Here is a 25715-nt window from a genome sequence, read left to right as displayed (position 1 = left end):
ACGGACTGTCGATCACCCTGCCAGGCCCTACCAATCCCTGAGGAAGCACGCCGATGGAACGTCTCACCGCGAAAGACTTTGCGCCTGAACTGCTTGAGCTTTACGACTACTACGCACACGGCAAGATCAACCGGCGCGAGTTTCTTGACCGTGCAGCTCTGTTCTCGCTGGGGGGGCTGACCGCAGGCGCGCTACTTGCCTCGCTGAGCCCCGATTATGCGCTGGCCACACAGATCGAGTTCACCGACCCGGACATCATTGCCGAATACGTGTCTTATCCATCGCCCAAAGGGCATGGTCAGGTTCGCGGCTACCTGGTACGTCCGGCCAAGGCCACCGGCAAGGTGCCAGCCATTGTCGTGGCGCACGAGAATCGTGGTTTGAACCCCTACATCGAAGATGTGGCCCGCCGCGTCGCCAAGGCCGGGTTCATCGCACTGGCTCCGGACGGGCTGTCCTCGGTGGGCGGCTATCCGGGCAACGACGACAAGGGCCGTGAGTTGCAACAGAAGGTCGACCCGGAAAAGCTCATGAATGATTTTTTTGCCGCCATCGAGTGGCTGATGAAGCATGACGCAACCACCGGCAAGGTCGGCATAACCGGCTTCTGCTATGGCGGCGGGGTGACCAACGCAGCGGCAGTCGCCTACCCGGAGCTGGGCGCGGCGGTGTCGTTCTACGGACGCCAGCCCAATGCTGAGGACGTGGTGAAGATCAAGGCGCCGGTGATGATCCACTACGGCGAACTGGACACGCGCATCAACGAAGGTTGGCCAGCGTACGAGAAAGCATTGAAAGCGGCAGGCACGACCTACGAAACCTATATCTACCCAGGTGCCAACCACGGCTTCCACAATGACTCGACGCCGCGCTACGACGAAGCCGCCGCCAAACTGGCCTGGGAGCGGACCCTGGGGTGGTTCAACAAGTACCTGGTGTGAGAGCTGGAATAATCTCACCATGACGACTATCGTGCGACGCTCCGCGTCGCATGCCGTTCTGGACGCTCCGTGTCCTGGTTACCGCACCCGCACCTGCTCCAGCAGCACCTGCAACGGATGCTGCACGACCTTGCCATCCTGGCGTTTGACCTGGCTGCGGCATGAATAGCCGTCGGCGAGCAGTCGGCCTTCGCCGCCGTGACGCGCCACCAGCGGTTGCCAGGACTGGCTGTAGATGGTGTCGCTGGTTTTCGCGTTTCGGGTTTCGTGTCCATAGGTGCCGGACATACCGCAGCAGCCGCTGGCCAGCACTTCCAGCTTGAGGCCTGCACGGGCGAAGGCTTTCTGCCAGAGGCTGACGCTGCCCGGCTCGTTGGTCTTTTCGGTGCAGTGCGGCAGGAAGTAATACGTTTCACCAGACTGAACGTCGCTCTGCGTCTCAAGCCCGGTCGCCAGCCATTCCTGCGGCAGCAGGACGGTCGGCACGTTTTCCTCGCCCAGCGTCTTACTGTACTCCTGGCGATAAACCAGCGTCATGGCCGGGTCGAGCCCGATCAGCGGAATGCCGTACCCGGCAAGCTTGCCCAGCGACTGGCTGTTGAAGCTGGCGGCTTTTTCAAACGCGGCCAGAAAGCCCTGCACCTGCAACGGCTTGCCATTGGGCGCAAACGGCGCGAGATAGACCTGATAACCCAAGCGCGAGATCAGCTCCAGCCAGTCGGCGGCCAGCGGCGTTTCGAAATAGCGGGTAAACGCGTCCTGCACCAGCACCACCGTGCGCTTGCGCTCCTGATCAGTCAGCGCGGCCAGCCGCTGCGGTGTGGCGATGCCGACATTCCAGCGTGCGCAGGCGGCACGAAAGTCCATCAGGCTCAGCAATGGACTGTCGACCATCCCGGCCACGTGCTCAAGCAGGTAACGCACCGGTTTTGCGCCCATGATCGCGTTGTACAGCTTCGCAAAGCGCGCCAGGTGCGGAATGCTGAATTCAAGTGAGCCGATCAGGTAATCCTTGATCGGACGCAGGTAGCGGCTGTGGTACAGCTCCAGAAAACGCGAACGAAACTCGGGCACGTTGACCTTGACCGGGCATTGCCCCGCGCAAGACTTGCAGGCCAGGCAACCGGCCATGGCGTCATAGACTTCGTGGGAGAAATCCTTCTGCCCCGCCACTCTGGCCACGCTGTTGACGGTGCGCTCGGCCAGGCTTTTCAGCACGTTGGCAGTTCGCGCTCTGGCGCTGGCGGTCAGCACATTCACGTCCTGCTCGCCTTGCAGGCGCAGCCACTCTCGCACCAGCGAGGCGCGGCCCTTGGGGGAGTGAATGCGGTCGCGGGTGGCTTTCCACGACGGGCACATGGCGTCGTCGGTGTCGTAGTTGTAACAGGCCCCATTGCCGTTGCAATGCAGCGCGCTGTCGTAGCTCTGCCACACACGCTCGTCGATCGTGCGGTCCAGGTCGCCACGCAGCGTCACTTCATCCACCTGCGTCAGACGCGCATCGGGCACCGTCGCAGGCGTGGCGATCTTGCCGGGGTTGAGCTGGTTGAACGGGTCACAGGCTGCTTTCAGCGCCTGCAACGCGGGGTACAGCTCGCCGAAATACTCGGGCACGTATTGCGAACGCAGGCCCTTGCCGTGCTCGCCCCACAGCAGGCCGCCATAACGCTTGGTCAATGCGGCGACGGCGTCGGAAATCGGGCGAATCAGTGCCGCCTGCGCCGGGTCTTTCATGTCCAGAATCGGCCGCACGTGCAGCACGCCCGCATCCACATGGCCGAACATGCCGTATTGCAGCCCGTAGCTGTCCAGCAACGCGCGAAATTCCTGAATGTAGTCAGCCAGATTTTCCGGCGGCACGGCGGTGTCTTCCACAAACGGCTGCGGCCGCGCTTCGCCCTTGACGTTGCCGAGCAAGCCCACCGAGCGTTTGCGCATGGTGTAGACGCGGCTCACGGCAGCGCTGCCGGTCGCCAGCGTGTGGCCAAGGCGCACCACAGATGTGTCTGTTTGCAGATGCGCGACAAACGAATGAACGCGCTGCTCCACTTCCTCCAGTTCATCTCCACTGAACTCGATCAGGTTGATGCCCAGCGTCGGCGTCGCGGGGTCCTGCGGGAAATATTCAGCCACGCCGTGCCAGACGATGTCCTGCATCGCCAGCATCAGCACTTTGGTGTCGACGGTTTCGATGGACAGCGGCTTGTGCGCCATCAATGCCTTGGCGTCGCGCAGAGCGTCCATGAAGCCTGCGTAACGCACGTTGACCAGAATCGAATGCCTGGGAATCGGCAGCACGTTGAGCCGGGCTTCGACGATAAACCCCAGCGACCCTTCGGAACCGCACAGCACACTGTTGAGGTTGAAACGCCCGTCTTCCTCACGCAGGTGCGCCAGGTCGTAGCCGGTCAGGCAACGGTTGAGCGGCGGGAAGATATCCTTGATCAGTTGCGCCTGAGTATCGGCAATCTGCTGCGCGCAGCGGTACACATCACCGACCCGGTCAACGCGCGCCTGCTCGCGGGTCAACTGCTCGGCGCCCATCGCCTGGCTGTGAACGTACGCCCCCCCCAGCAACACGGTCGTCAGGTCCAGCACGTGGTCACGGGTTTTGCCGTAAGTGCAACTGCCCTGCCCGCTAGCGTCGGTGTTGATCATGCCGCCCACTGTGGCGCGGTTGGAGGTCGACAGCTCCGGCGCGAAAAACAGCCCGTGCGGCTTCAACGCTGCGTTGAGCTGGTCCTTGACCACGCCGGTTTGCACCCGTACCCAGCGCTCTTCGACGTTGATTTCGAGGATGTTGTTCATGTGCCGCGACAGATCGACCACTACGCCATCGGTCAGTGACTGGCCATTGGTGCCGGTGCCACCGCCCCGAGGGGTGAGCACCACCTGTTTGTACTCGGGCCGTGCTGCCAGCCGGGCGACGATCGCCACATCGTGGCTGTCCAGCGGGAAAACCGCCGCCTGTGGCAGGCGCTGATAGATGGAGTTGTCGGTGGCCAGCACCGTGCGCGACCCGTGGTCCCTGGCGATCTCGCCGCGAAAGCCACCCTCCGTCAAGGCATTGAGGAAACGGTCGTAGTGGCCCACCTGCTCGGTGGTCGGCTTCAACAGGGCAATCATGGTGGTCTTCCTGGCTGGCTAGGCGTTTTATATGCAAAGCACGTATGCTTTGAAACGCTCGAATGCATGGCGTCATCAACGGGTACAGGGATTCTCCCGCCTGTCATGCTTCAGTGCAAACGTAAAACCTGCCGTTTTTCCATGAGTTTTATGAATGAACACGCGAAGACTGACGCCCTCCATGTCACTGCTACTCGCTTTCGAGGCCGCCGCACGGCATGACAGCTTTACCAAAGCCGCCGAAGAACTGGCCCTGACCCAGAGCGCGGTCAGCCGCCAGGTGCAGGCACTGGAGGCGCAACTGCAGGTCGAGCTGTTCAAACGGGACGGCAGACGCATCGAACTGACCACCGCTGGTGCGCTGTATCAGCACGAACTGGCCGCCGCCCTCGGCCGTATCCGCAGTGCAACCCTGCAAACCATTGCGCACAAGGCCGAAGGCGGTACGCTGCATCTGGCGGTACTGCCGACGTTTGGCTCCAAGTGGTTGCTGCCGCGCATGAATGACTTTTACACCCGACATACAGGCTACGTGGTGCACATTCACTCGCGCATCGTGCATGCCGACCTCACACCGGCGGCCAGCGAAATGAACGCAATCATCTGTGCGGGCCACGGTAACTGGCCGGGTTATATCGCGCACCCGCTGGTCAGCGAAAAACTGGTGGTCATCGCCAGCCCCGCCGCGCTTGCGGGCTATCAATCGATGACCCCGGCGCAAGTTGCCCAGCAGTCGTTGCTAAGCGTGGTGTCGCGGCCCAATGCCTGGTCGGACTGGTTTGACAGCAATCAACTGGCCCACCACATCATGCGTCCCGGCCCGAGCTTCGAGTTGACCTCGCACCTGATTCAGGCCGTAGCCGCCGGGATCGGCATTGCCCTGGTGCCGCGTATTCTGGTGCAGGACGAGCTCAGCAGCGGTGAGCTGGTCACGCTGTTCGAGCCGCTGGACAGCGGACGCAATTATTATCTGGCCTATGCCACGCGCTTTCAGAATCTGCCGTCGTTGTGCGTGTTCAGAGACTGGCTGCTGTCGACGCCCTTTCCCGACCCTTTGTAAAACCTGCCCGCAACAGGAGCCACCGTGCGTATTGAACCCCTGCCGCCGCTGCAAAACCTGATCGCTTTCGAAGCCGCTGTGCGCCACGGCAGTTTTACCCGCGCCGCCACCGAGTTGAACCTGACGCAAAGTGCAATCAGTCGGCAGGTGGCGCAACTGGAGGAGTTTCTTGGCCGGGCGTTATTTCGCCGTGCGCACAAACGCATTCACCTGACCGTCGCCGGGCAGATCTACGCCGAACAGATTCAACGCATGCTGACCCTGTGCGCCGAAGCCACCGCGCAAGTCATCACCCACAGCGGCGAGCAACAATTGACCCTGGCCTGCTCCAGCGGCGTGGCCGCCCTGTGGCTCGGTCCGCTTTTGGGACGTTATCGTGATGCATTCCCGGCGGTGGACATCCGTTTGCGGGTGGTCGACGGGCTGGATTCATTGATCCGCGCCGAATTCGACCTGGCGCTGTATTTTCTGCGCGAAACCTCGCCGGCAGGCCTGGACAGTCGTTTGCTGTTCGCCGAATCGGTCAACGCTTATTGCTCGCCTGGCTATCTGAAAGGTCAGGTGCTGGAGCCCGCACAACTGCTGGACCATTGCCTGCTGATGCTCGAAGACGGGCAGCGTCAGTGGCTGTCCTGGGGCGACTGGTTCGCCCGCCTGGGGGTCGATGCGTCGCTGATACGCCAGCGCATGACCGTCAACCTCTACCCGGTGCTGGTGGACCTGGCGGTCGCCGGGCATGGCATCGTGCTCGGCTGGCAGCCGATGATTGATCGCCACGTGCAATCCGGTGCGCTGGTGCCTGCCTGTGGCACAAGCGTCGGCGCAGTCGGTGGCTATTACCTGCTGACCCCCAGCGGCAAGATGCCCCGACGCGCAGCGCGGGCTTTCGAGAAATGGCTGAGCGACGAAATAGCTTCATGACCTCATAGCTCTGCATGCGTTCGGCGCATGCAAACCTGCGTAATGAGCGTTTTCTCAAAGTCCGGCCGGCGCCTACTCTCGACGCAAACGGGCACAAGACCTGATTGCGCTGCACCCAACCATTCTGCCCCTTTATCAATGCAGCCATTGCAGGGGGCTTCCCTGCGTGTATCGCATGCAGGAGCTAACAGTGAGCACTACACAACACTCCGCCTCACGCCGCCATGACCAGACCCATCATCAAAAAGCCCGTCGGGCGGTCATCGCCACCGTCATCGGCAATGGCCTGGAATGGTTCGACTTCACGGTCTACAGCTTTTTTTCGGTGATCATCGCCAAGGTGTTCTTCCCCACCGGCAGCGAGCTGACCTCCTACCTGTTGGCATTGGCGACCTTTGGTGTCGGTTTCTTCATGCGCCCGGTGGGCGGCATCGTGTTGGGCATCTACAGCGACAAGCGCGGTCGCAAGGCGGCGTTATCACTGACCATCCTGCTCATGGCGCTGGGCACGCTGATCATCGGCCTGACGCCGAGTTTCGCGCAGATCGGCTACCTGGCTCCGGTGCTGATTGTCTTGGCGCGGCTGCTGCAAGGCTTCTCTGCGGGGGGCGAAATGGGCAGCGCCACGGCGTTTCTGACCGAACACGCGCCAGCGGGCAAGAAAGCCTTCTACTCCAGCTGGATTCAGGCCAGCATCGGTGTCGCCGTGCTGCTTGGCTCTGCGCTGGGCACGGTCCTGTCGAGTTACCTGACTCAGGCGCAGCTTGAGAGCTGGGGCTGGCGCGTGCCGTTCCTGATTGGCACGTTGATCGGTCCGGTGGGCTTTTACATCCGCAGCCGGGTCGATGAAAGCCCGGCGTACGAGGCAGCCAGGCCTGTTGAATCCCCTTTGCGCGAAGTGATCAAGACCTACCCGCGCCAGACCCTGATCAGTTTTTCGCTGGTGGTGCTGTGGACCGTCTGCACCTACGCGGTGCTGTTCTACATCCCCTCCTATGCCCAGCGCGTGCTTGGCTTGCCGTCATGGATGGGCTTCAGCGCCGGCATGATGGGCGGCGCGGTGTTGATCATCGTCACACCGATTGTCGGCGCTCTGGCTGACCGTAGCGGGCATCGTCCGTGGTTGCTGGGCTCGGCGGTGGCCATTTTTTTCAGTGCTTACCCGATGTTTCTGTTCATCAACCAGATGCCGGGGCTGTTTTCACTGCTGATCTTCGAACTGGTGCTCGGCCTGCTGATCTCCGGTTACATCGGCTCGATTCTCGCCGCCTTTGGTGAGCTGCTGCCGACCCACGTGCTGTCCACCGGGCTTTCGGTGGCCTACAACTTTGCCGTAACAATCTTCGGCGGTTTCGCCACCTTCACCATCACCTGGCTGATTGCCTCGACCGGCAGCAACCTGGCACCGGCCTTCTACATCATGTTTGCCGCCGTCGTCAGCGGCATCGGCGCGTTGCTTTACCGTGACCGCGCGCCTGCTGGCCATCATCCTTTGTCTGGAGCCTAACCATGAGTACCGCTGATACCACCCGCCTGATTTTGCGCAACGGCCGTCTGCTGGACCTGCAGCAGGGGCGATTGATCCCGGGGCAGGAAGTCGTGATCGAGGGCGAACGGATCGTAGCAGTGCGTGCCGAGGGTGAAGCTGCCCCGGCAGATGCGCAGGTTATCGATCTGGGCGGCAGAACCCTGATGCCCGGCCTGATCGACTGCCATGTGCATGTGCTGGCGTCCAACGCCAACCTGGGCATGAACGCGTTGCAACCCAACGCGATCATCATGTACCGCGCCTTGCCGATTCTGGCCGCAATGCTCAATCGTGGTTTCACCACTGTGCGCGACGCCGGAGGAGCCGACTGGGCGCTGGCACGTTCGATCCAGATGGGCCTGATTCCCGGACCAAGAATATTTGCCTCCGGCAAGGCACTGTCGCAGACCGGCGGGCATGGCGACATGCGCGCACGCGGCGAACTGTTGCTCAACGAACCGTGCTCGTGCTGCTTCCGCGCCGGAGCCATCGCCCGCGTGGTGGACGGCGTCGATAATGTGCGCCTGGCGGTGCGCGAAGAGCTGCAACAGGGTGCCAACCAGATCAAGATCATGGCCTCGGGCGGCGTTTCTTCACCGACCGATCCGATTGCCAATACCCAGTACAGCGAGGCCGAAATCCGCGCAATCGTCGATGAAGCGGCCGCAGCCAACACCTACGTCATGGCCCATGCCTACACTGCCCGAGCCATTAGACGCGCCATCGAGTGCGGCGTACGGACCATCGAGCACGGCAATCTGGTGGACGCCGACACGGCTCGGCTGATGGCCGAAAAAGGCGCGTTTGCGGTGCCGACTCAGGTGACCTACGAAATGCTCGCAGAATACGGCGAACGCTTTGGCCTGCCTGCCGACTCCGTGGCCAAGATCGAGGACGTGCGTCAGGCCGGGCGCAACGCGCTGTTACTGTTCGCCGAAGCGGGCGTGCCGATGGGCTATGGCTCTGATCTTTTGGGCGAAATGCACGAATACCAGACCCATGAACTGAAGATTCGTGCGGAGTTGCTGGGTAACCTGGCGGCGCTGCGCAGTGCAACCAGTGTTGCCGCGCAGATACTTCAACGCGAAGGTGAATTGGGGTGCATCGCGGCCGGTGCAATTGCCGACCTGCTGGTGGTGGACGGCGACCCGCTGAGCGATATCAGCTGCCTGGTGGGCCAGGGCGAGCAGTTGGCGATGATTGTTCAGGGTGGTCATGTGCACAAGAACACCCTGGCCTGATCAGCCGTCAGTCGGCGTTGTGGTCCCAGATCCAGTTCCACACGCCGGGTAGCTGCACGGGTTGCGCATCGTCCTTGACCGTGCGCGCCAGGGCTGCGCGCTGCAATTGCGCGGTGTCGTCGTAGAACGGTTTTTTCGCCAGCCGCACACCGGTCTGGTGGGCGCTGTCGACCAGAATCTGCAGATACTCCCGCGCATGGCGCGCGGTATAGCGGTTCAGGTCATGAAAGCTCACCACCACCGGAACCACGCCATCCACTGCGGGCAGTTCTCCGGCGGCGATACGTTCGCGCACCTGGGACAGCTGGCTGACCATGTTCGAGCGGCGGCGCAGGCTGAAATTGTAACCCCATATCTTGCCGTCATTGGCGCTCAGGTCGGTCAGCAACACCCGCAGATCGTGCCGCTGATAGGCGCTGAATGTACGTTTGTCGTAGTTCCAGAATGGCGGCCGCAGCAAGAGCGTCGGTGCACCGGTGATCGAAGCCAGAATGGCGCAGCCCTGGGTCAACGATTGCTCCAGTTCCTCATCGGTCAGCGAGCGGTGGTTGGTGTGGTGCGGCGTTGCCGAATGTAAACCCAGCAGATGACCTTCTGCATGCTGACGCTGCATGATCGCCCGCCCCTGATCACTGTTGCCCGCCCCCGTCGCACCGGTTTGCACGAAAAACAGTGCCTTGATGTTCGGTTCAAGCGGGTTGTCCGCCAGGCTGTCGAGCACCGTGATGGTCGGGTTGTAAAATGTCGAGGCGCTCGGGCCATCGTCGAAGGTCAGCAAAAAGCGAACCGGCGGCTGCTGACGCAACTTCTCGGTAGTGGCTGCCGTCAGCGGGACCGGCGCACTGATGCAGGCCGTCAGGCTGAAGGTGATGCCGAGCATCCACAGGGTGGTGAAGACGGGTTTCATCGGGATGCCGGATCCTTTGAGTGAACGGCTTGAGCGGCTTTTCAAACCGGCGCATGATCATCCACCCGCGCAGCAAACACAATCACTGCGGCGCGCAATTTGTCGGCACCAAAACAGCTCATGCGGTTGAAGTCGGCATGGCTCACGGGCATGTGCTGGCAGTCGATTGCCTGACGGTGCAGGCTGTGATCGATATCGGGATCATGCAGGTAGACAAAATCGCTGTCGCAGCCGGTCACCATCACCCAGTGCGGGGCCTTGGAGCGTGTCAGACGATAGCTGCTGATCAGCACCAACGGCCTGCCGCCTTCGGCCAGCAGGCGTGGCAGGTGCAGCGAGCGGTTGGGCAGTGTCTGCACGCTGGAGTCTGCCAGTTCGCGACAGAACTGCTCGTGAACCAGGCGAATCACCTGCTTTTTCTGCTCGCTGCGCACGCCGCCGAGAAATAGCGGACCAGACACCGAGACCAGCAGGTCAGCGGCAAAACCCCGTCGCCACGCCGCCAGCGCCAACCCTTGCGGGCTGCAGCCGCCGTGGCCGGAAGTCATGAACACCGTGGTCGCTTCACGCCATATCTGCAACTCTTCGGCCCGACTCATGGAACGCTCGGGTTGCAGGGATTTCATGGCCATTAACAGGCAGGCCGGGCCGCAGGTGAAATCCAGCGTCTGCTGGTAGTAAGGCACCGGGCGACGGTCTTGCCGAGCGTGCTACCTGGTGCTTATCTGTCCTGACGATCAGCCCCTGAGCGCGCTGGGGGCTCATCGTCCGCTGAACCAGCCACTGGATATCCTCCTGGAATTGCTGTTCAACAACATTCACCACTACTTGGGCCACCTGAAGGTCATCAAGATGGTCGCGCGGGAATTGCAGCACAAATTCAACTCGTCACTGGAAAACCGCCACTTGCTGCAGATGTTCAACCTCAGCGAAAGCCTGGTGTATTACATCAACGCCATCCACAGCAACGGCGCGGTGCTGACGCGCCTGCGCAATCATGCGCAAAACAAGCAATACGGCGCGGCCAGCCTGGCGCTGATCGACGACATGATCATCGAGAACGACCAGTGCTACAAACAGGCGGAAATCTACTCCACGGTGTTCGCCGGGCTGATGGACGCGCGGGGCAATCTGGTCAATAACAGCACCAACACCCTGCTGCGCAAACTGACCTTGATCAACGTGGTGTTTCTACCCTTGAACCTGATCGCCGGGATCGGCGGCATGTCCGAGTTCAGCATGATGACCGCCCCGCTGCACTGGTGGGTGGCCTACCCGGCGTTGCTGTTGGCAATGCTCGGGCTGGGGGCGGTGATGGTCTGGGGGCTACGCAAAATGGCCCGTTCGGCCTGAGCGCTTACTTTTCCCAGTCAGCCTTGGCAATCTGCAAACCATGCAGGCCGTTATACGCCGCACGCTCGGGCGACTGCCAGCCCTCCAGCAGCGAGGCGTCGAGGTCATAGATCTCGACACCCAATGGTCGGCAAACGCTCAACGGGTCCTGCGCGTCCGGCCCCCACATCGGCAACGACAGGTCGCCACGCAGTGACTACTGTCTGATACAAAAAACTCATAACTCCCAGACTGTAGTTAAATTATTACGATAAAAATTACAGGTCGACAGGCAAGGCGGCCAAATCATCGCCAAAGGGAACTGTGACATAAATTGTGCCATCCTCCATAAGCCAAGGAAATATCTGGAAAGTCCATAAAATTCGTTCGACATGCCTACTAAGCGAAAAAATATTTTTAGTTGTGAACTGGTCATCGGTATCGTACAGCTTTCGAAGATCGCGCCCAAAGAGTTCTAGCCACAGATTTAACTCAAGAACTTCTAAATAATCCAACAATTTCGACCCAGGAAAAAACTCAGACTCCGGCAGACCGTCTCTGTGGCCCAACCACTCGGCCGCATGAGTCAAAAAAAATGATATTTGAGGCAATACTGTATTCAGTAATATTTCAATATTACCGCTTACTCGATACTCCATCCTTGCTGAACAAATCTTTTCCTTGGCAGATGCATAACTATCTTCGACTAAAGTCGCATAATTTTCACCAGCGTCCAGATCGAAGAACGCACTTTTTCTCGCACAAAAATAACTAACTGGCGCATGCGATACGCTGAAAAATAGCATTTTACCTATTTCATCTATTTCTGTATTGCGATCATTTTCAAGAAGAGGCTCGTAGAAGCTTGCATGCAGAACCTCAGAAAGTTGGGCGAGCAACAGATGAATCGAATACGACACATTCTCTTCTTTATCAGAAAGTAGAAAATAAGCAATTGAAGCATCAATAACCAAATGGACTTTTACTTTTCCTTCACGAATCACTCTTACAGACTTGGCTACCGGCCGGCCATAATCTCTTGACTGGCTTTTGCTTACGAATGCACCCCCCGATCAAGCTCTAAAATTGCAGCTGGGTAATCTTGCGAAAAAGTAATACCATCGAGCGCTGAAATCGGAATGTCTTGACCCAGCCCTTCGATAACAGTTTGTAAGATATTGCCTATCCCCTGAACCATCTCGGCATTGCCAAAATCCTTGAATGTTAACGAGAAAGAAGTTGAAGAATCACTTACCGCTTGAATGGATTTAGAGAGCTGAGGATTTTCATTATTCTTTTCATGCTCAGCTAGCCGAAAGCTAGAAACAGCCTCTTTAACAGCAGCATCAATTGTACTGGCAGATTTTTGCCCTATATACTGGGAAAGCCCCTCCCCGTCTTCGGGTCGACGGGAAATAAAAAAGCTGTCACTACAAGTTGCGCTTGCAAAATTAACAGCCTTTACATCTATAGCACTATTATTATCAGCCCGACCTATAAGCAACCTATTATGACTTATAGGGAAAATCACAAGATCAATATTTTTCGCGCCATTAAAAAACATAGGTGAAAGCTCCTTACCTGCTACGCGGGCAAGCGCTACACAATCAGGAAGTACAGCCCCAACTACCTCTTGAACACACCAAGACAACTTTGACAGCTCATCCTCCCAAATAGTCTGCTTTGCTGCTACCAGTATTTTGTTGTGCGCATCTCGAATCTGGTCTCGCACGGGCAGCAAAGTATCTTTTAATACCTGAACCATAGCTGAACTGTTTTCATAAAAAAAACTTTCGAAATTCTCACGAATTCTAAACTCAAGTATGCGACGCACCAACGGTACTGGCATGGAAAGCTCTTCACCACTCAATGCACAAAGAGCCTCATCAATCATTTTCTTTATCTCTGCACTCCCACCTGAACCATCTAGGCTCTGTACGAAAAGTGGCTGCGCTCGGTGATGCTGCGTTAAAAACAGGCTCGGAATGCTCATTTACAACCCGTAGACTCCGCTTCCTCGTCTGTTTTTGCCTTGCCTGACCTTCGCTCGCCGACTTTTCGTACAGAGCCTAGATTGATATGCCTGCGAATTATGTCTGAATCAGAAAAAATAGGTATAGCTGCATCAAAAACCTTCAATGCACCTTGCTCGAACAGCGATCGTAAGTGAGCGGTCCTAAGCACTAAATGCACCGTAAGGCGAGCAGCCGCCTTTGAGTCTACAGTTTCACCTTCTCGAGCATTCTTAAAAGCTGAGAACTCATGTAAAATATCTACCTCGATTTCAGTAATTATATCATCCAGAGTTTTCGCACCATCACTTTGAATCTTCGAATAGAAATTTTCACTTACTCCAATGCTTTTGGTCGCCACTAGCAGAGCCGGCGAATTGCGCCGATGCAACCAAGTTCGCTTGGCCTTGTGATCCGGATCGTCTAAAAAACCAGACTGCAAAAATCGTGGAATATAGTGCTGACGTTTTCCGGCCATAGTTTCACTCCTTTTCATTAGCAAACAACTCCAGCATGACACTAAAGTGACGATGCTTACGAGATACTTCTGAGAAATGTAAAGCTAAACATCACCAACATTAAGCGAGCTCATATTTAGCATGGCACCAATCGCCACGCATGGGTTACACGACTATTGTGCAGTGCTGAAAATTTTCCGCAAAACACCCCAGACCATATGCCAACGCAAAGCATTGACACATAGTGAGTTGGACTTGTACGTATAACAGTAGTTTTTGGAGCTTGGGACGGCGCAAAAATGGCCCGTTCGGTCTGAGCGCTTACTTTTCCCAGTCAACCTTGGCAATCTGCAACCCATGCAGGCCGTTATACGCGGCCCGCTCGGGCGACTGCCAGCCCTCCAGCAACGCGGCGTCAAGGTTATAGATCTCGACACCCAACGGCCGGCAGACGCTCAACGGGTCCTGCGCGTCCGGCCCCCACATCGGCAACGACAGGTCGCCACCCGGACAGGTCGACAAGGCGCATAGCAGGTCGATTTCAGCGAAGAACTCCAGGTAGTCGCCCTTCTGCGCCGGGCAGGCTTTCATGAAATACATGTCGTCATGATTCAGGCCGGTGCACTGAAAGATGTTCAGCACGTCGTGCACATCAAACTCGGTCAACCCGTGTGGCAAGACTGCGCGGGTCAGGTTCGAGTGGCAATGATGATGAAAGTCTTCGCCGGTGAGCATCTTTTTGACATAAGGGTCGCAGCGCGTACCCAACAGGTCGTGCAGGCGCCCGCCATGTTCGTCGATGCCATAGCTGGCCAGGCTGTCATCGGTGATCGTCACCAATGGCCGTAAAAACGGCAGGTTCGACCACAATCGGTCATGGGTGCTGACATGCGCGCCCTGCAACTGCCGCGTACGCGCCGCCCACAACCGCTCACGAGGGTCATGGGCATTCCATACGTTGAAATCACCCACTTGCGGGCCAGCCGGTGTGGTGACGCGAAACACTTGCCCGGCCTTGACCTTCCAGGCACGCCCGGTACGAATCGGTACTTCAAACTGCTCGACCAGCGTGCGCTGTTGCGCATTCGCACGCAGGCGCTCGTAAAACGCCGTGTCCACTTGCAGCGCTGCGCCTTTGCTGACCTGGTAGGCGGCTGGGTAGTCTTTGTACATTCAGGGCTTCTCGTTGGCAGGATGGGCGGTTTGCGCTGCAAGTTGCGGGCCTGATGCGAGCGTGATTCGATCACTGAAAATCCCGACTGCGCACCTCAAGCCCGGTCAGCAGCGGCGTCAGGTCATACAGCCGCTGGGCGATCAGGTGGCGTACGCCGTTGTTCGACTCCAGCCGCCCGAACACCTGCAGCAACTGCGAGCCGACCAGCACCTTGCGCTGGCGCTCGGCCAGGTCGCGCCAGACCACGACGTTGACCATGCCGAATTCGTCTTCCAGGGTCACGAAGGTCACGCCGCTGGCGGTGCCCGGTCGTTGGCGGCCGATGACCAGCCCCGCGACGCTGAGGGTCCGGTTGTTTTCCAGGCTCAGCAAGTCCTGCGAGCTGCGAAAGCGTTTGGCAGCCAGTTGCCGGCGCAGTAAAGCCAGCGGGTGCGGGCCGAGGGTGGTGCCCAGGGTGGCGTAGTCAGCCACCAAATCTTCGGCCACTGTCGGTAACGGCAGCGTCACCTGGACTTCTTCGCTGGTCACGTCATCGAACAACGGGCGCTGGGCTTCGACGCCGGCCACTTCCCAGCGCGCCCGGTGCCGATGGCCGATCAGGCCGCGCAAGGCCCCGGAATCCGCCAGCGCCTCGGCAGCGCGTGAGTCCAGCCCGGCGCGCTGAGCCAGGTCGGTGGCATCGGCGAATGGCCGCTTCGAGCGCGCCGCTTCAATGCGCAGGGCGTCTTCTTCGCGAAAGCTGCGCAGCATGCGCAGCCCGAGGCGAATCGCCAGGTTACGTGTGCTGTCGGGGTGATCGAGCGGCTCCAGCGTGCAATCCCAGTGGCTGTAACGCACGTCCACCGGGCGAATTTCGATGTGATGGCGGCGAGCATCCTGCAACAACTGATCCGGGCTGTAGAAACCCATCGGCCAGCTGTTGATCAGTGCGCAGGTAAAGGCTGCCGGTTCATGGCATTTGAGCCAGCAACTGGCGTAGGTCAGCAAAGCAAAACTGGCGGCATGTGACTCAGGAAAGCCGTAGCTGCCAAAGCCCTTGATCTGCTCGAAGATCCGATCGGCAAAATCCGCATCGTAGCCGTTTGCCAGCATGCCGGTGCGCAGGCGCTCGCGATGCGGGTCCAGCCCACCGTGGCGCTTCCAGGCCGCCATCGCGCGGCGCAGCTGGTCGGCCTCGCCGGGGGTGTAATCGGCGGCGATGATCGCCACTTCCATGACCTGTTCCTGAAACAGTGGCACGCCCAGGGTGCGCTCAAAGACACTTTTTAGTTTGGGCGGATAGGTGATGGCTTCCTCTTTATTACGCCGGCGCAGGTACGGATGAACCATATCGCCCTGAATCGGTCCGGGGCGGACGATGGCGACTTCGATGACCAGGTCGTAAAACTTTTCCGGCCTGAGGCGCGGCAGCATGGCCATTTGCGCGCGGGATTCGATCTGGAACACGCCGATGGTGTCGGCGCGGCTGATCATTTCGTAGGTGGGTCGATCATCGCCGGGGAGACTGGCCAATGTCCACTGCTTGCCCCGGTGCAGGTGCACCAGATCGAACGTCCTGCGCAAAGCGCTGAGCATGCCCAGTGCGAGGATGTCGACTTTTAGCAGGCCGACCAGGTCCAGGTCGTCCTTGTCCCACTGGATGATAGTGCGCTCGGCCATCGCCGCGTTCTCGACGGGCACCAGCGTGTCCAGCGGATGCTCGGAAATCACGAAACCACCCGGATGCTGCGACAGGTGCCGGGGGAAACCGATCAGCTCGCCGGTCAGGGCCAGCACGCGCTTGAGGATGGGTGTTTCAGCATCGAAACCGTATTCGCGCAAGCGTTCGGGCGACGGAAGTGAATCGCTCCAGCGACTGAACGCATCCGCAAGGGCGTTGATCTGGTCAGGCGGCAAGCCCAGCACCTTGGCTACGTCACGCAGTGCGCCGGAACCGTGATAAGTGCTGGCCACTGCGGTCAGCGCCGCCCTGCCCCGACCATAACGCCGGAATATGTACTGAATGACTTCTTCGCGGCGGTCATGTTCGAAATCCACGTCGATGTCCGGTGGCTCGTCGCGCTCTTTGGAAATGAAGCGCTCGAACAGCAGGTTGCTCTTTTCCGGGTTCAGTTCGGTGATCCCCAGCGCGTAACATACCGCCGAGTTGGCTGCCGACCCACGACCCTGACAGAGGATGTGCTGGCTGCGGGCAAACTCGACAATGTCGTGGACCGTCAGAAAGTAGCTGTCGAACTTCTTTTCCGTGATCAGGGCCAGTTCCTTCTCGACTTGCGCCCGCGCCGCCACACTCAATCCCCTTGGCCAGCGCCTGCGAATCCCGCGCTCGGTCAGCTCGCGTAGCCATGATGTGGAGGTCTGCCCCTTGGGCACCAACTCGTGGGGATATTCATACTGCAATTGATCGAACGTGAAGGTGCAGCGCCGGGCGATGCGCAACGATTCGGCCAGCAGCCAGTCCGGGTAATGCTCGGCCAACGCATCCAGCGAACGCAAGTGACGCTCGCCGTTGGCAAACAGCAGATGCCCGGCCTCGGCCACCGTGGTGTGGTGGCGAATGGCAGTGATGGTGTCCTGCAGCGCGCGCCGACCCCGGGCGTGCATGTGCACATCACCACTGGCCACTGCTGGAATGGCCAATGACTGCGCCAACGCCAGCAGGTCGGCCAGACGCTGCTCGTCATCCGCGCCGCGATGCAACTCCACGCCCAGCCACAGGCGTTCGGCAAAACGCTCGCGCAACCAGTTGCCCTGGGCCAGACAGGCTTGAGCGTCGCCTTCGATGTCGGCCAGCCAGATGGCCAGCAAGCCGCCCGGCAAGTGATCGAAATCCTCGAGCAGCAGCCGATACTCACCTTTTTTGGCCCTTCGCCGCGCCACCGTGATCAATGTGCACAGCGCCTGATAACCCGTCAGGTTCTCCACCAGCAGGACGATTTTCGGGCCGTTTTCAAGGTGCATTTCGCTGCCGACGATCAGCGGCAACCCGGTGTCTTTTGATGCCTGCCAGGCGCGGACGATGCCTGCCAGGGTACATTCATCGGTGATCGCCAGCGCCGCATAACCGTGACGCAAGGCGCGGTCGAACAGTTCGCGGGCGCTTGAAGCGCCCCGCTGAAAGCTGAAGTTGGACAGGCAATGCAGTTCGGCGTACTCGGTGTTCATGCAAACCAGCCATGCAACAACAATTCGCCCTGCTCGCCAACACTGCGATAGGCCCACGCGCGCTGACCATTAGCGGTTTCGACCAGATAATAGTCACGGCGCACATCGCCGCCGTCCCACCAGCCGGACTCGATTCGCTCAGGGCCTGCGACTATGCGCGTCGCGTGAACCGGCAACGGCTGCGGCTCTCGCAGCAACCAGCCAGGGCGCGTACAGCCTCGCGCCGGCAGGACCGGTTTGCGGGTGCTTTGCGGCTGCCAGGCACATTCGGGGCGGTGGTCGGCCTGGGCGCGCAGGCCATTGACCGACTCGTCACCCAGCCGCGCACGCAAGCGTTCGCGCAATTGCTCCCAAGGCAGGGTTTGCTGCACGCGCTCATCGAACAGCTCGCGGTGCGCCGGCACAAAGTCCGGCAGGTCGCGGGCCTGCAAGCGCACCGCACGCACCGGCGAGGCCACCAGCACCTGTTCCAGCCTGCCACGGGCCAGTTCGAAAAGCATTGAGGGGTCGCGTTCGGCACTCAACAACCCGACCGGGATCACGGTCTCGGGGCCATCGACATGCTCCAGATGCAGGCCGAAACGCTGCACGCCGCTGTCGCGCCCGGCCAGAAACAGGGCCAGATCGGCAGTCAGGCGCTTGAGGGGGAACAGCAGGGCCTGATGCGATTCGACGTCGAAATTCAGCTCGATGCGCACATCAAAAAAGTCAGGCGGCGTGTAGCACTCCAGCGCCACCGGGCGCTCGCCGAGCAGTGTGTCGAGATGCTGCAGGACGCTGGCCGGAAAACGTCGCGCCAGGGTGTCGCGTGGCAAAGCCAGTACTTGCCGCACGTTGCGCAGGCCCATGCGCGTCAGGGCAGTGGCTGTTTCGCGGCTCAGGCCGATGCGCTCCAGCGGCATCTGCTCCAGGGTGCGGCGCAGCTCGTGTGGGCATTCGATGCTCAGCCCGTCATGCATATTGGCAAGCATCCGCGCCGCGATCGGGTTGGGCGCGACCACAATGCGATGCCGAAAGCCCTGCGCGGTCAGCTCTTCACGCAGGCGCGCCTCGAACACCGGCCACGGCCCGAACAGTTTGAGGCTGGACTCGATTTCCATCAGCAGCACCCGCGGGTACTTGAGGCTGACACTGGAGCTGAACCCGTACGCCCAGGCGGCGAGCAGCTGTTGCAAGTGCTCGGTATCGGCAGGGTCGTGGACGACCGTGGCGAAGTTGGGCACCAGTGCCTGCGCCGCCGTCAGCGACTGCCCGGCCCTCAGGCCCAATGCCCGTGCAGCCGGATTGACGGTTTGCAGGACACGCCGATGTGCACTGCCGCTGATCAGCGCCAGAGGTTCATCGGGATCACTGCGACGACGCATGACGCCGTCGAGCGCCAGTTGCGGCAGCAAGACACAGGCCCACAGCATAAGAACCTCAAGCGTCGGTCGGGAATGGAATGGGCAAAGACGGCGCAAGCCCGCCCCGGCACTTGAGCACCCGCAATTGTGCGGGCCGGGTATCGACGGCTATACGCAGTGCCGCTGGCGAAGGGTTGGCGGCAGCCTGTTGAGGGCGGCAGGTAAAGGCCAGGGTCTGCCCGGTTTCGGCGGCGACCTGCAAGCGGCGCAATGCGCGGTCATCGACCATGCCGGGCCAGCACAGCACCGCACCGCAACTGCCGGAGCGCAGGCATTGTTCCGCGGCCCACAGGGCATCGCGGGTGCTCGCCTCAATCACCACCAGTTGACGCAGATCGACCCCGGCAGCCAGCCAGGCCTGCGGATAGGGAATGTAAGGAGGTGCGACCAGTACGATGCGCTCGCCGATAGCGGACAGCCGCGCCAGACTCGGCCACAGCAGGCGCAGTTCGCCACTGCCGTTGGCCGGGATGAGGATTTCGGTCAGCGCCGAGGCAGGCCAGCCGCCGGTGGGCAAGGCACTGTCCAGCGCCGCATGACCGCTGGGGTGCGGGCTGACCTGCGGCGTACTCTGCTGACGCCCCTTCCAGACCCTGCGCTCGTCCAGCAAGGCATCGAGGCTGACGACGGCGCCCATCATTCGCGCCGGACCAGCCCGCAGAACACGCCTTCGATGGCGAAGTCCTGATCGGGCGTGACGATGATCGGTTGATACGCCGGGTTGCGCGGCAGCAGGTGCAACTGATCGCCCCGGTGCTGCAAGCGCTTGATGGTGACCTCGCCCTCCAGACGGGCGACGACGATCTGCCCGTCACTGGCCTGCGGGTTGCGGTGCACGCCCACCAGGTCGCCATCGAGAATACCGTCTTCGATCATCGAGTCGCCCTGCACGCGCAGCAGGTAGTCCGGCACACGGGTAAAGGTGCTGCGATCCAGATGCAAGGTAGTGTGTATGTCCAGATCCGGCCCGATGGGTGCGCCTGCCGCCACGCGCCCCAGCACGGGTATTTCCAGCAGTTCGGGGCGCGGTTCACTGTTCAGCAGGCGAATGCCGCGTGCCTGATGCGCCACGACTTCGATCAGGCCGGCTTCGGTCAGGGCCACAATGTGTTTGCGCGCCACGCTGCGCGAAGCAAAGCCGAAGGCCTCGGAAATTTCCGCCAGGCTCGGCGATTGCCCTTGCTGCGCGATGCGATCGCGGATGAAGGTAAGGATTGCGCTACGACGGGGAGATAATGTGCTCATGGAGTACATTTGTACTCCTTTCGGTGTTTTGTGGCTAGCGCGGTTGGTCGGATTGGAGCGTGCAAGACCCCCAGTCTCGGGTTATTCCAAAAACGGGGCTTCTGTCAGGAGAGCGTAGGAGATTCCGGAGGTTACGAGGGCTGCGATGGGGGGCGAAGCGGTCCTGAAACGGGCGATCGCGGGTGTGTCTGATGTACATTGTGCGCTGGTTTTGCTGCCGGTTCCCGGCAGATCGTGGACAAGTCCACTCCTACAGGTACAGGTACAGGTACAGGTACAGGTACAGGTACAGCTACAGCTACAGCTACAGCTACAGCTACAGCTACAGCTAGATTATTCGGAATTTCCCAACAGTGAAATCACAATCACCCGGTTTATTACGCCAACCAAAGAGCAGAGACTTGACCGCTCTTTAAAACGTCAGGAGCACTCATTGTGATTACGCGTCAACTGGGTAACCACGGTCCGCAGGTTTCGGCCATCGGGCTGGGCTGCATGGGGATGTCGGACTTTTACACCACGGGGATCGACGAGCAGGAATCGATTGCCACGCTGCACCGTGCGCTGGAGCTGGGTGTCACTTTTTTCGACACCGCCGACATGTACGGCCCGCACACCAATGAGGCGCTGCTCGGTCGGGCTCTGCAAGGCAGGCGCGAAGGGATTTATCTGGCCAGCAAATTCGGCATCGTGCGGGGCGACGACCCGCATGCGCGTGGCGTGAACGGCAGCCCGGAGTACATTCGTCAGTCCATCGACGGTAGCCTCAAGCGCCTGAGCACCGACTACCTTGATCTTTACTATCAGCACCGCGTAGACCCCAATGTGCCCATCGAAGACACCATTGGCGCAATGGCCGAACTGGTCAAGGCGGGCAAGGTTCGGCACATTGGCATCTGCGAAGCCAGTGCCGCGACCATCGAGCGAGCGCACAAGGTGCACCCGCTGGCCGCGGTGCAGAGCGAATACTCGCTGTGGTCGCGTGACCCGGAGCATGATGACGTGCTCGCCACCTGCCGCCGTCTGGGTATTGCCTTCGTCGCTTACAGCCCGCTGGGGCGTGGGTTTCTGACCGGCGCCTTACGCACTGTGGACGATTTCGCTGAAGATGATTACCGTCGTTTCAGCCCACGATTTCAGGGCGAAAACTTCAATCGCAACCTGGCATTGGTCGAAAAGGTCAAAGGGCTGGCTACCGCCAAGGGCATCAGCGCGTCGCAACTGGCGCTGGCCTGGGTGCTGGCTCAAGGCGATGACATCATCCCCATTCCCGGCACAAAACAGCGCAAGTACCTGGAAAGCAACGTCGCCGCAGCCACGCTGACCTTGAGCCACGATGAACTGGCCCAGCTGGATGCGATCTTTCCGGCCAGCGGAGCCGTGTCGGGCGAGCGCTACAACGCTGAATCGATGAAATCTCTCAACGGTTGAGAGGCGTCAGGTCGATTTGGGGCAAGCCTCGGTGCCGTTGTTGAGGCCCTGTTTGTGATTCTTGTAATCGAGCGTGGCCTTGCCGTCGACCCACTTCAGGGTGACCACCACCACTGAGTCAAAATCGTCGCCGGTCCAGTCATCAACCAGATTGGCGGCCTTGCCGGATGCTTGTTCAGCGACCTTGTTGATCAGCTCCGGCAGGTAGCCGTGAGACCAGGCGGTGTAGATGATCGAGTTGTGGTATTTGTCGCGCATCAGCTCGTCGGCCAGTTCGCTGGTGTCGTTGGCACCAAAGTCGATGTTGACGGGCAAACCCAGTTTGATCGCGCTTGGCCCTACCGTCATCAGCGGACGCACATAGCTGTAGGACAGGTCGCCTTCACCCTCTTCCACATGCCGGCTCGGGTTGGCAGCAAAAATGAAGTCAGCCTTGCCAAATTCTCTGGGCAGCACCTCGGACAATTCCAGGGCCCGGTTGAGCCCCTGACAATTCAACTGCCCCAGGCCCATCGCCGGCTTTTCAGCGTGACGAAGAAACACCAGTGTTTGCGTGCCATTCTTGGGCTCGGCATGCACACCTTTAGCCACGGAGAACAGAACCAGCGCTGAAGCCACCAGCAGTGACGGAAAGAAGAACCAGGCGATGCGGCGCTGAAGACGGGTGGTCAAAGGCATTTTTGGAATATTCATTATGTTCTGAGTCCGTTGCGCATTTGAAGGGATCGGCCAGCTGGCTGGTGAATATGCAGGCTTGCGCCGTTCGTCCCGAGAATTTCTGCGGATCAATGAACAAAGGTGCAGTAAGCGCACACCCATGATCACGCGCGAATCTTAGTGCGCACATGTTTCGAAATTAAGAATGTGGGTCATTAGGAGTGTCAAAAAACGATTCTGTTGCAATCGTAATGAAAAAAACTGGCGGGTAAGCAGAGAAAACTGCCAGAAAATCGTCGAAAAACAGGTAATGCAACCCACTGTTGCCCAGCCAACAGCAGATCAACAGGCTGCTGCCAGATCAACATCACAGCGTGTTCAGCAAACGGCCCAAGTCCTTGTCGCCCAAGTGCTCTGGGCTTTGGCACAGAGCGTGCAATATTCCATTTGTGAATTTCACATGCTTCGGACTGCTGATTTTGAAATATACAGATCGGTCGTCGCAGCCTCGTTCCCCTGATCTGGACGCTCACTATGCCACAACCCCATATTTCTTTTCGGTCGCAGACACCACGTGCCCTGTTTCGCTGGATGGCCACGGCCTGCGCAGTGGCTTTGAGCTTGCAAGGCGCGGCACACGCAGCTGAAAAGCCACCTTCCGAAGTGCGCCTGGATTACGCTTACTACTCGCCGGTCAGCCTGGCGCTCAAGCATTTCGGCTGGCTGGAAAAAGCGCTGCCGGACGCCAGGGTCACGTGGGTCCTGAGCCAGGGCAGTAACCGGTCGCTGGAATACCTGAACAGCGGCAGCGTCGACTTTGCGTCGTCCGCCAGCCTGTCCGCCGTATTGGCCCGGGCCAACGGCAGCCCGATAAAGTCTGTCTACGTCTATAGCCGCGCAGAGTGGACGGCGCTGGTAGTGCGCAAGGATTCGACCCTGCAATCGGTTGCCGAGCTCAAAGGCAAGAAAATCGCTGCCACCAAGGGCACAGATCCTTACCTGTTCACCTTGCGCGCCCTGCAAAAGGCCGGTTTGAAAAAGGATGATGTCGAGTTGTTGCACCTGCAGCATCCCGACGGTCGTACAGCACTGGAGAAAGGTGACGTGGATGCGTGGGCCGGGCTTGACCCGCACATGGCGGCCAGTGAAATCCAGTCCGGCGCTCGTTTGCTTTACCGCAACAAGGATTTCAACAGCTATGGCGTGCTGAGCGTCACCGAAACCTACGCCAAGGAACACCCGCAGGCGATCAAAACGGTATTGACCGCCTACGAAAAAGCTCGTGAATGGGCCGTGAAAAACCCTGATGAGCTGGCCAGATTGCTGGCTACCGAATCAGGCCTGCCGCTGGACGTTGCCAAACTGCAATTGTCCCGCACAGACCTGAGCAACCCGCAATTGAGCGCGAAAGACGTAGAAGCGTCCAAGTCCGCAGCGCCGATTCTGGTGTCTGAAGACCTGGTGCGCAAAGGCGTGAACGTCGAGCAGGTCATCGACCAACTGATCACGCCGGACTTCTCCAAAGCCGTGATCGCAGCCCCATGACCCGCCGAGACGAGTCCTTGCCTGCTGCCGTGCAGCAAGCCTTGCCTGACAGCGCGCAACGTACGCTGTGGCAGCGCTACAGGACGCCACTCAAGGGGCTGGTGGTTCCCGCATTGATCATCATCGTGCTGGAAATCGTCGTGCGCATCGGCTGGTTGCCGTCATACCAGATGCCCGCACCCAGCGAAATCGTGCTGACGCTGCGGGATCTGGCTGACGGTGCGCTGTGGAAGCACATCAGTGCCAGCCTGTTACGCGTGCTCAGTGGCTTTTTGATCGGTGCCAGTCTGGCGCTGGTGTTTGCCGCCTGGGTGGGCCTCAGTCGCGAGGCAGAAGCCTATCTGGAACCGACGTTCGCCGGGCTTCGTTCCATCCCCAGCCTGGCCTGGGTGCCGCTACTGCTGCTGTGGCTGGGTATCGGCGAAACCTCGAAAGTGGTGCTGATTGCGATTGGTGCGTTTTTCCCGGTTTACCTCAACGGTGTGGCGGCCATTCGCGGCATTGATCGCAAGCTGGTGGAAGTCGGCCAGATGTACGGGTTCAGCCGTTACCGCCTGACCCAGCGCATTTTGCTGCCTGCCGCCCTGCCCGGTCTGTTCACCGGTTTACGCAGCGGCATGAGCCTGGCGTGGATGTTTCTGGTGGCTGCCGAATTGATCGCGGCCACCAAAGGCCTCGGCTACCTGCTCAGTGACGGTCGGGAAACCTCGCGTCCGGACATCGTGCTGGCGGCCATTATCGTTCTGGCCACTCTGGGCAAGCTGAGCGACGGCCTGCTGGCGGGCCTGGAAAAGCGCTTTCTGGCCTGGCGAGACACATTCAACGGCCAGAGCCGGGAGGACTGAGCAATGTCGGATTCTTTGATGGATATTCGTGTCGATCGCAAGGCTTTCGCCGGCCATACGGTGCTGCATGACATAAACCTGTCGCTGCAGACCGGCGAAATCGTCAGCCTGCTCGGCCCCAGCGGCTGTGGCAAAAGCACTCTGCTGAGGATTGTCGCGGGCCTGGAACAGGATTTTCGTGGTTCGGTTGAGCGCATTCAGGGCCAGGTCGCGTTCGTATTTCAGGAGCCGCGCCTGATGCCGTGGCTGACCGTGGAGCAGAATATCGGTTTCAGTGACGATAACGGCTACGACCGCAAATGGGTCAGTCAACTGATCGAAGAAGTGGGCTTGTCCGGTTTCGCCAATGCATTGCCAAAGGCGCTATCCGGCGGGATGGCGCAACGCGTGGCGATCGCTCGCGGCCTGTATTCACACCCGACGATACTGCTGCTGGATGAGCCGTTCAGCGCGGTGGATGCCTTCACGCGCATGAAACTGCAGGACCTGCTGCTGCAACTGGCCGAGCGCCACGCAATCACTCTGCTGCTGGTGACTCATGATGTCGACGAGGCCTTGTATTTGAGTGATCGAGTGCTGGTGATGGGCAGCCGTCCCGGCACCATCACCCATGAGCTGCCAGTCGGGCTGCAAACGCCTCGGGATCGTCGTGATCCACTGCTGGCCAGGCTAAAAGCCGAGGCGCTGACTGAACTGCATCAGGCGCAGGTGATTTGAGGGCCGG

The 25715-nt window shown here is 59.7% G+C and carries 20 protein-coding genes and 3 pseudogenes; 10 read left to right on the top strand and 13 right to left on the bottom strand.

The annotated features are described in order from the left end of the window. Window positions 1-53: 53 nt before the first annotated feature. Window positions 54-941, top strand: a complete 888-nt coding sequence (gene yghX / locus PSPTO_RS14505; protein ID WP_003382657.1) for a YghX family hydrolase — start codon at window positions 54-56, stop codon at window positions 939-941. Between the two features lie 78 nt (window positions 942-1019). Here the strand turns inward: yghX and PSPTO_RS14500 are convergent, their stop codons facing one another. Continuing rightward, entirely contained in the window at window positions 1020-4067 is a 3048-nt protein-coding gene (locus PSPTO_RS14500) for a D-2-hydroxyglutarate dehydrogenase YdiJ (RefSeq protein ID WP_011104207.1), read from the bottom strand. Between the two features lie 154 nt (window positions 4068-4221). Here PSPTO_RS14500 and PSPTO_RS14495 point away from each other — a divergent pair, with 154 nt between their 5' ends. The 4 genes from PSPTO_RS14495 to PSPTO_RS14480 all read left to right on the top strand — a co-directional run bounded on the left by PSPTO_RS14495 (window position 4222) and on the right by PSPTO_RS14480 (window position 8817). Continuing rightward, window positions 4222-5127 (top strand): LysR substrate-binding domain-containing protein, encoded by a 906-nt coding sequence (locus tag PSPTO_RS14495; RefSeq protein WP_011104206.1) that lies wholly within the window; start codon window positions 4222-4224, stop codon window positions 5125-5127. Window positions 5128-5151: 24 nt separating this feature from the next. After that, window positions 5152-6048: a LysR substrate-binding domain-containing protein gene (locus tag PSPTO_RS14490; protein WP_011104205.1), complete on the top strand. Its 897-nt coding sequence runs from the start codon at window positions 5152-5154 to the stop codon at window positions 6046-6048. Between the two features lie 190 nt (window positions 6049-6238). Beyond that, a complete protein-coding gene (locus PSPTO_RS14485) occupies window positions 6239-7555 on the top strand; it encodes an MFS transporter (RefSeq protein WP_011104204.1) in 1317 nt (438 codons plus the stop codon). Window positions 7556-7557: 2 nt separating this feature from the next. Further along, the gene (locus tag PSPTO_RS14480) at window positions 7558-8817 is read left to right on the top strand and encodes a metal-dependent hydrolase family protein (protein ID WP_011104203.1); all 1260 of its coding nucleotides are present in this window, start codon (window positions 7558-7560) and stop codon (window positions 8815-8817) included. Between the two features lie 7 nt (window positions 8818-8824). Here the strand turns inward: PSPTO_RS14480 and PSPTO_RS14475 are convergent, their stop codons facing one another. Further along, window positions 8825-9724: a polysaccharide deacetylase family protein gene (locus PSPTO_RS14475; protein ID WP_046463531.1), complete on the bottom strand. Its 900-nt coding sequence runs from the start codon at window positions 9722-9724 to the stop codon at window positions 8825-8827. A 41-nt stretch (window positions 9725-9765) separates the two neighbouring features. Beyond that, window positions 9766-10434 (bottom strand): annotated as a pseudogene (locus PSPTO_RS14470) (peptidase C39 family protein); the annotation flags it as partial. Window position 10435: 1 nt separating this feature from the next. On the opposite strand from PSPTO_RS14470, the pseudogene PSPTO_RS14465 reads away from it, so the two are divergent. Continuing rightward, window positions 10436-11077: pseudogene (locus tag PSPTO_RS14465) on the top strand (CorA family divalent cation transporter); the annotation flags it as partial. A gap of 4 nt (window positions 11078-11081) precedes the next feature. Here the strand turns inward: PSPTO_RS14465 and PSPTO_RS14460 are convergent. The 9 genes and pseudogenes from PSPTO_RS14460 to lexA all read right to left on the bottom strand — a co-directional run. Next, window positions 11082-11264 (bottom strand): annotated as a pseudogene (locus PSPTO_RS14460) (hypothetical protein); the annotation flags it as partial. Between the two features lie 70 nt (window positions 11265-11334). After that, a complete protein-coding gene (locus tag PSPTO_RS14455; protein ID WP_149032124.1) occupies window positions 11335-12060 on the bottom strand; it encodes a hypothetical protein in 726 nt (241 codons plus the stop codon). A 50-nt stretch (window positions 12061-12110) separates the two neighbouring features. After that, window positions 12111-13049: a hypothetical protein gene (locus PSPTO_RS14450; RefSeq protein ID WP_046463533.1), complete on the bottom strand. Its 939-nt coding sequence runs from the start codon at window positions 13047-13049 to the stop codon at window positions 12111-12113. Beyond that, on the bottom strand, window positions 13046-13546 hold the full coding sequence (locus PSPTO_RS14445; RefSeq protein WP_046463507.1) for a hypothetical protein: 501 nt from the start codon (window positions 13544-13546) through the stop codon (window positions 13046-13048). Before PSPTO_RS14445 ends, PSPTO_RS14450 begins: the two co-directional genes overlap by 4 nt. A gap of 301 nt (window positions 13547-13847) precedes the next feature. After that, entirely contained in the window at window positions 13848-14699 is an 852-nt protein-coding gene (locus tag PSPTO_RS14440) for an urea carboxylase-associated family protein (RefSeq protein ID WP_011104198.1), read from the bottom strand. Between the two features lie 70 nt (window positions 14700-14769). After that, entirely contained in the window at window positions 14770-17865 is a 3096-nt protein-coding gene (locus PSPTO_RS14435; RefSeq protein WP_011104197.1) for an error-prone DNA polymerase, read from the bottom strand. Beyond that, window positions 17862-19277, bottom strand: coding sequence for a Y-family DNA polymerase (locus tag PSPTO_RS14430; RefSeq protein ID WP_046463506.1), 1416 nt, complete (start codon window positions 19275-19277; stop codon window positions 17862-17864). Before PSPTO_RS14430 ends, PSPTO_RS14435 begins: the two co-directional genes overlap by 4 nt. Before the next feature lie 7 nt (window positions 19278-19284). Beyond that, window positions 19285-19905 (bottom strand): translesion DNA synthesis-associated protein ImuA, encoded by a 621-nt coding sequence (gene imuA / locus PSPTO_RS14425; protein ID WP_005762447.1) that lies wholly within the window; start codon window positions 19903-19905, stop codon window positions 19285-19287. Beyond that, a complete protein-coding gene (gene lexA, locus PSPTO_RS14420) occupies window positions 19905-20522 on the bottom strand; it encodes a transcriptional repressor LexA (RefSeq protein WP_010203307.1) in 618 nt (205 codons plus the stop codon). Before lexA ends, imuA begins: the two co-directional genes overlap by 1 nt. A gap of 426 nt (window positions 20523-20948) precedes the next feature. On the opposite strand from lexA, the gene PSPTO_RS14415 reads away from it, so the two are divergent. Beyond that, window positions 20949-21944, top strand: coding sequence for an aldo/keto reductase (locus tag PSPTO_RS14415; RefSeq protein ID WP_011104195.1), 996 nt, complete (start codon window positions 20949-20951; stop codon window positions 21942-21944). A gap of 6 nt (window positions 21945-21950) precedes the next feature. Here PSPTO_RS14415 and PSPTO_RS14410 read toward each other — a convergent pair whose 3' ends face one another. Then, window positions 21951-22637, bottom strand: a complete 687-nt coding sequence (locus PSPTO_RS14410) for a hypothetical protein (RefSeq protein WP_024666082.1) — start codon at window positions 22635-22637, stop codon at window positions 21951-21953. A gap of 498 nt (window positions 22638-23135) precedes the next feature. Between PSPTO_RS14410 and PSPTO_RS14405 the strand changes: the two genes are divergently transcribed. Genes PSPTO_RS14405 through PSPTO_RS14395 form a run of 3 tightly spaced genes read left to right on the top strand, consistent with a single transcriptional unit; the run spans window position 23136 to window position 25708 of the window. Next, the gene (locus PSPTO_RS14405) at window positions 23136-24146 is read left to right on the top strand and encodes an aliphatic sulfonate ABC transporter substrate-binding protein (RefSeq protein ID WP_011104192.1); all 1011 of its coding nucleotides are present in this window, start codon (window positions 23136-23138) and stop codon (window positions 24144-24146) included. Further along, window positions 24143-24991 carry an ABC transporter permease gene (locus PSPTO_RS14400; RefSeq protein WP_011104191.1) on the top strand — a complete coding sequence of 283 codons (849 nt, stop codon included), beginning with the start codon at window positions 24143-24145 and terminating at the stop codon, window positions 24989-24991. Before PSPTO_RS14405 ends, PSPTO_RS14400 begins: the two co-directional genes overlap by 4 nt. A gap of 3 nt (window positions 24992-24994) precedes the next feature. Next, window positions 24995-25708, top strand: a complete 714-nt coding sequence (locus PSPTO_RS14395) for an ABC transporter ATP-binding protein (RefSeq protein ID WP_010203323.1) — start codon at window positions 24995-24997, stop codon at window positions 25706-25708. The last annotated feature ends 7 nt before the right edge of the window (window positions 25709-25715 follow it).

It is taken from the genome of Pseudomonas syringae pv. tomato str. DC3000 (genome assembly GCF_000007805.1).
Classification (GTDB): domain Bacteria; phylum Pseudomonadota; class Gammaproteobacteria; order Pseudomonadales; family Pseudomonadaceae; genus Aquipseudomonas; species Aquipseudomonas avellanae.
The sequence above is the reverse complement of the archived record's forward strand: the minus strand, read 5'-3'. Positions and strand labels throughout refer to the sequence as shown.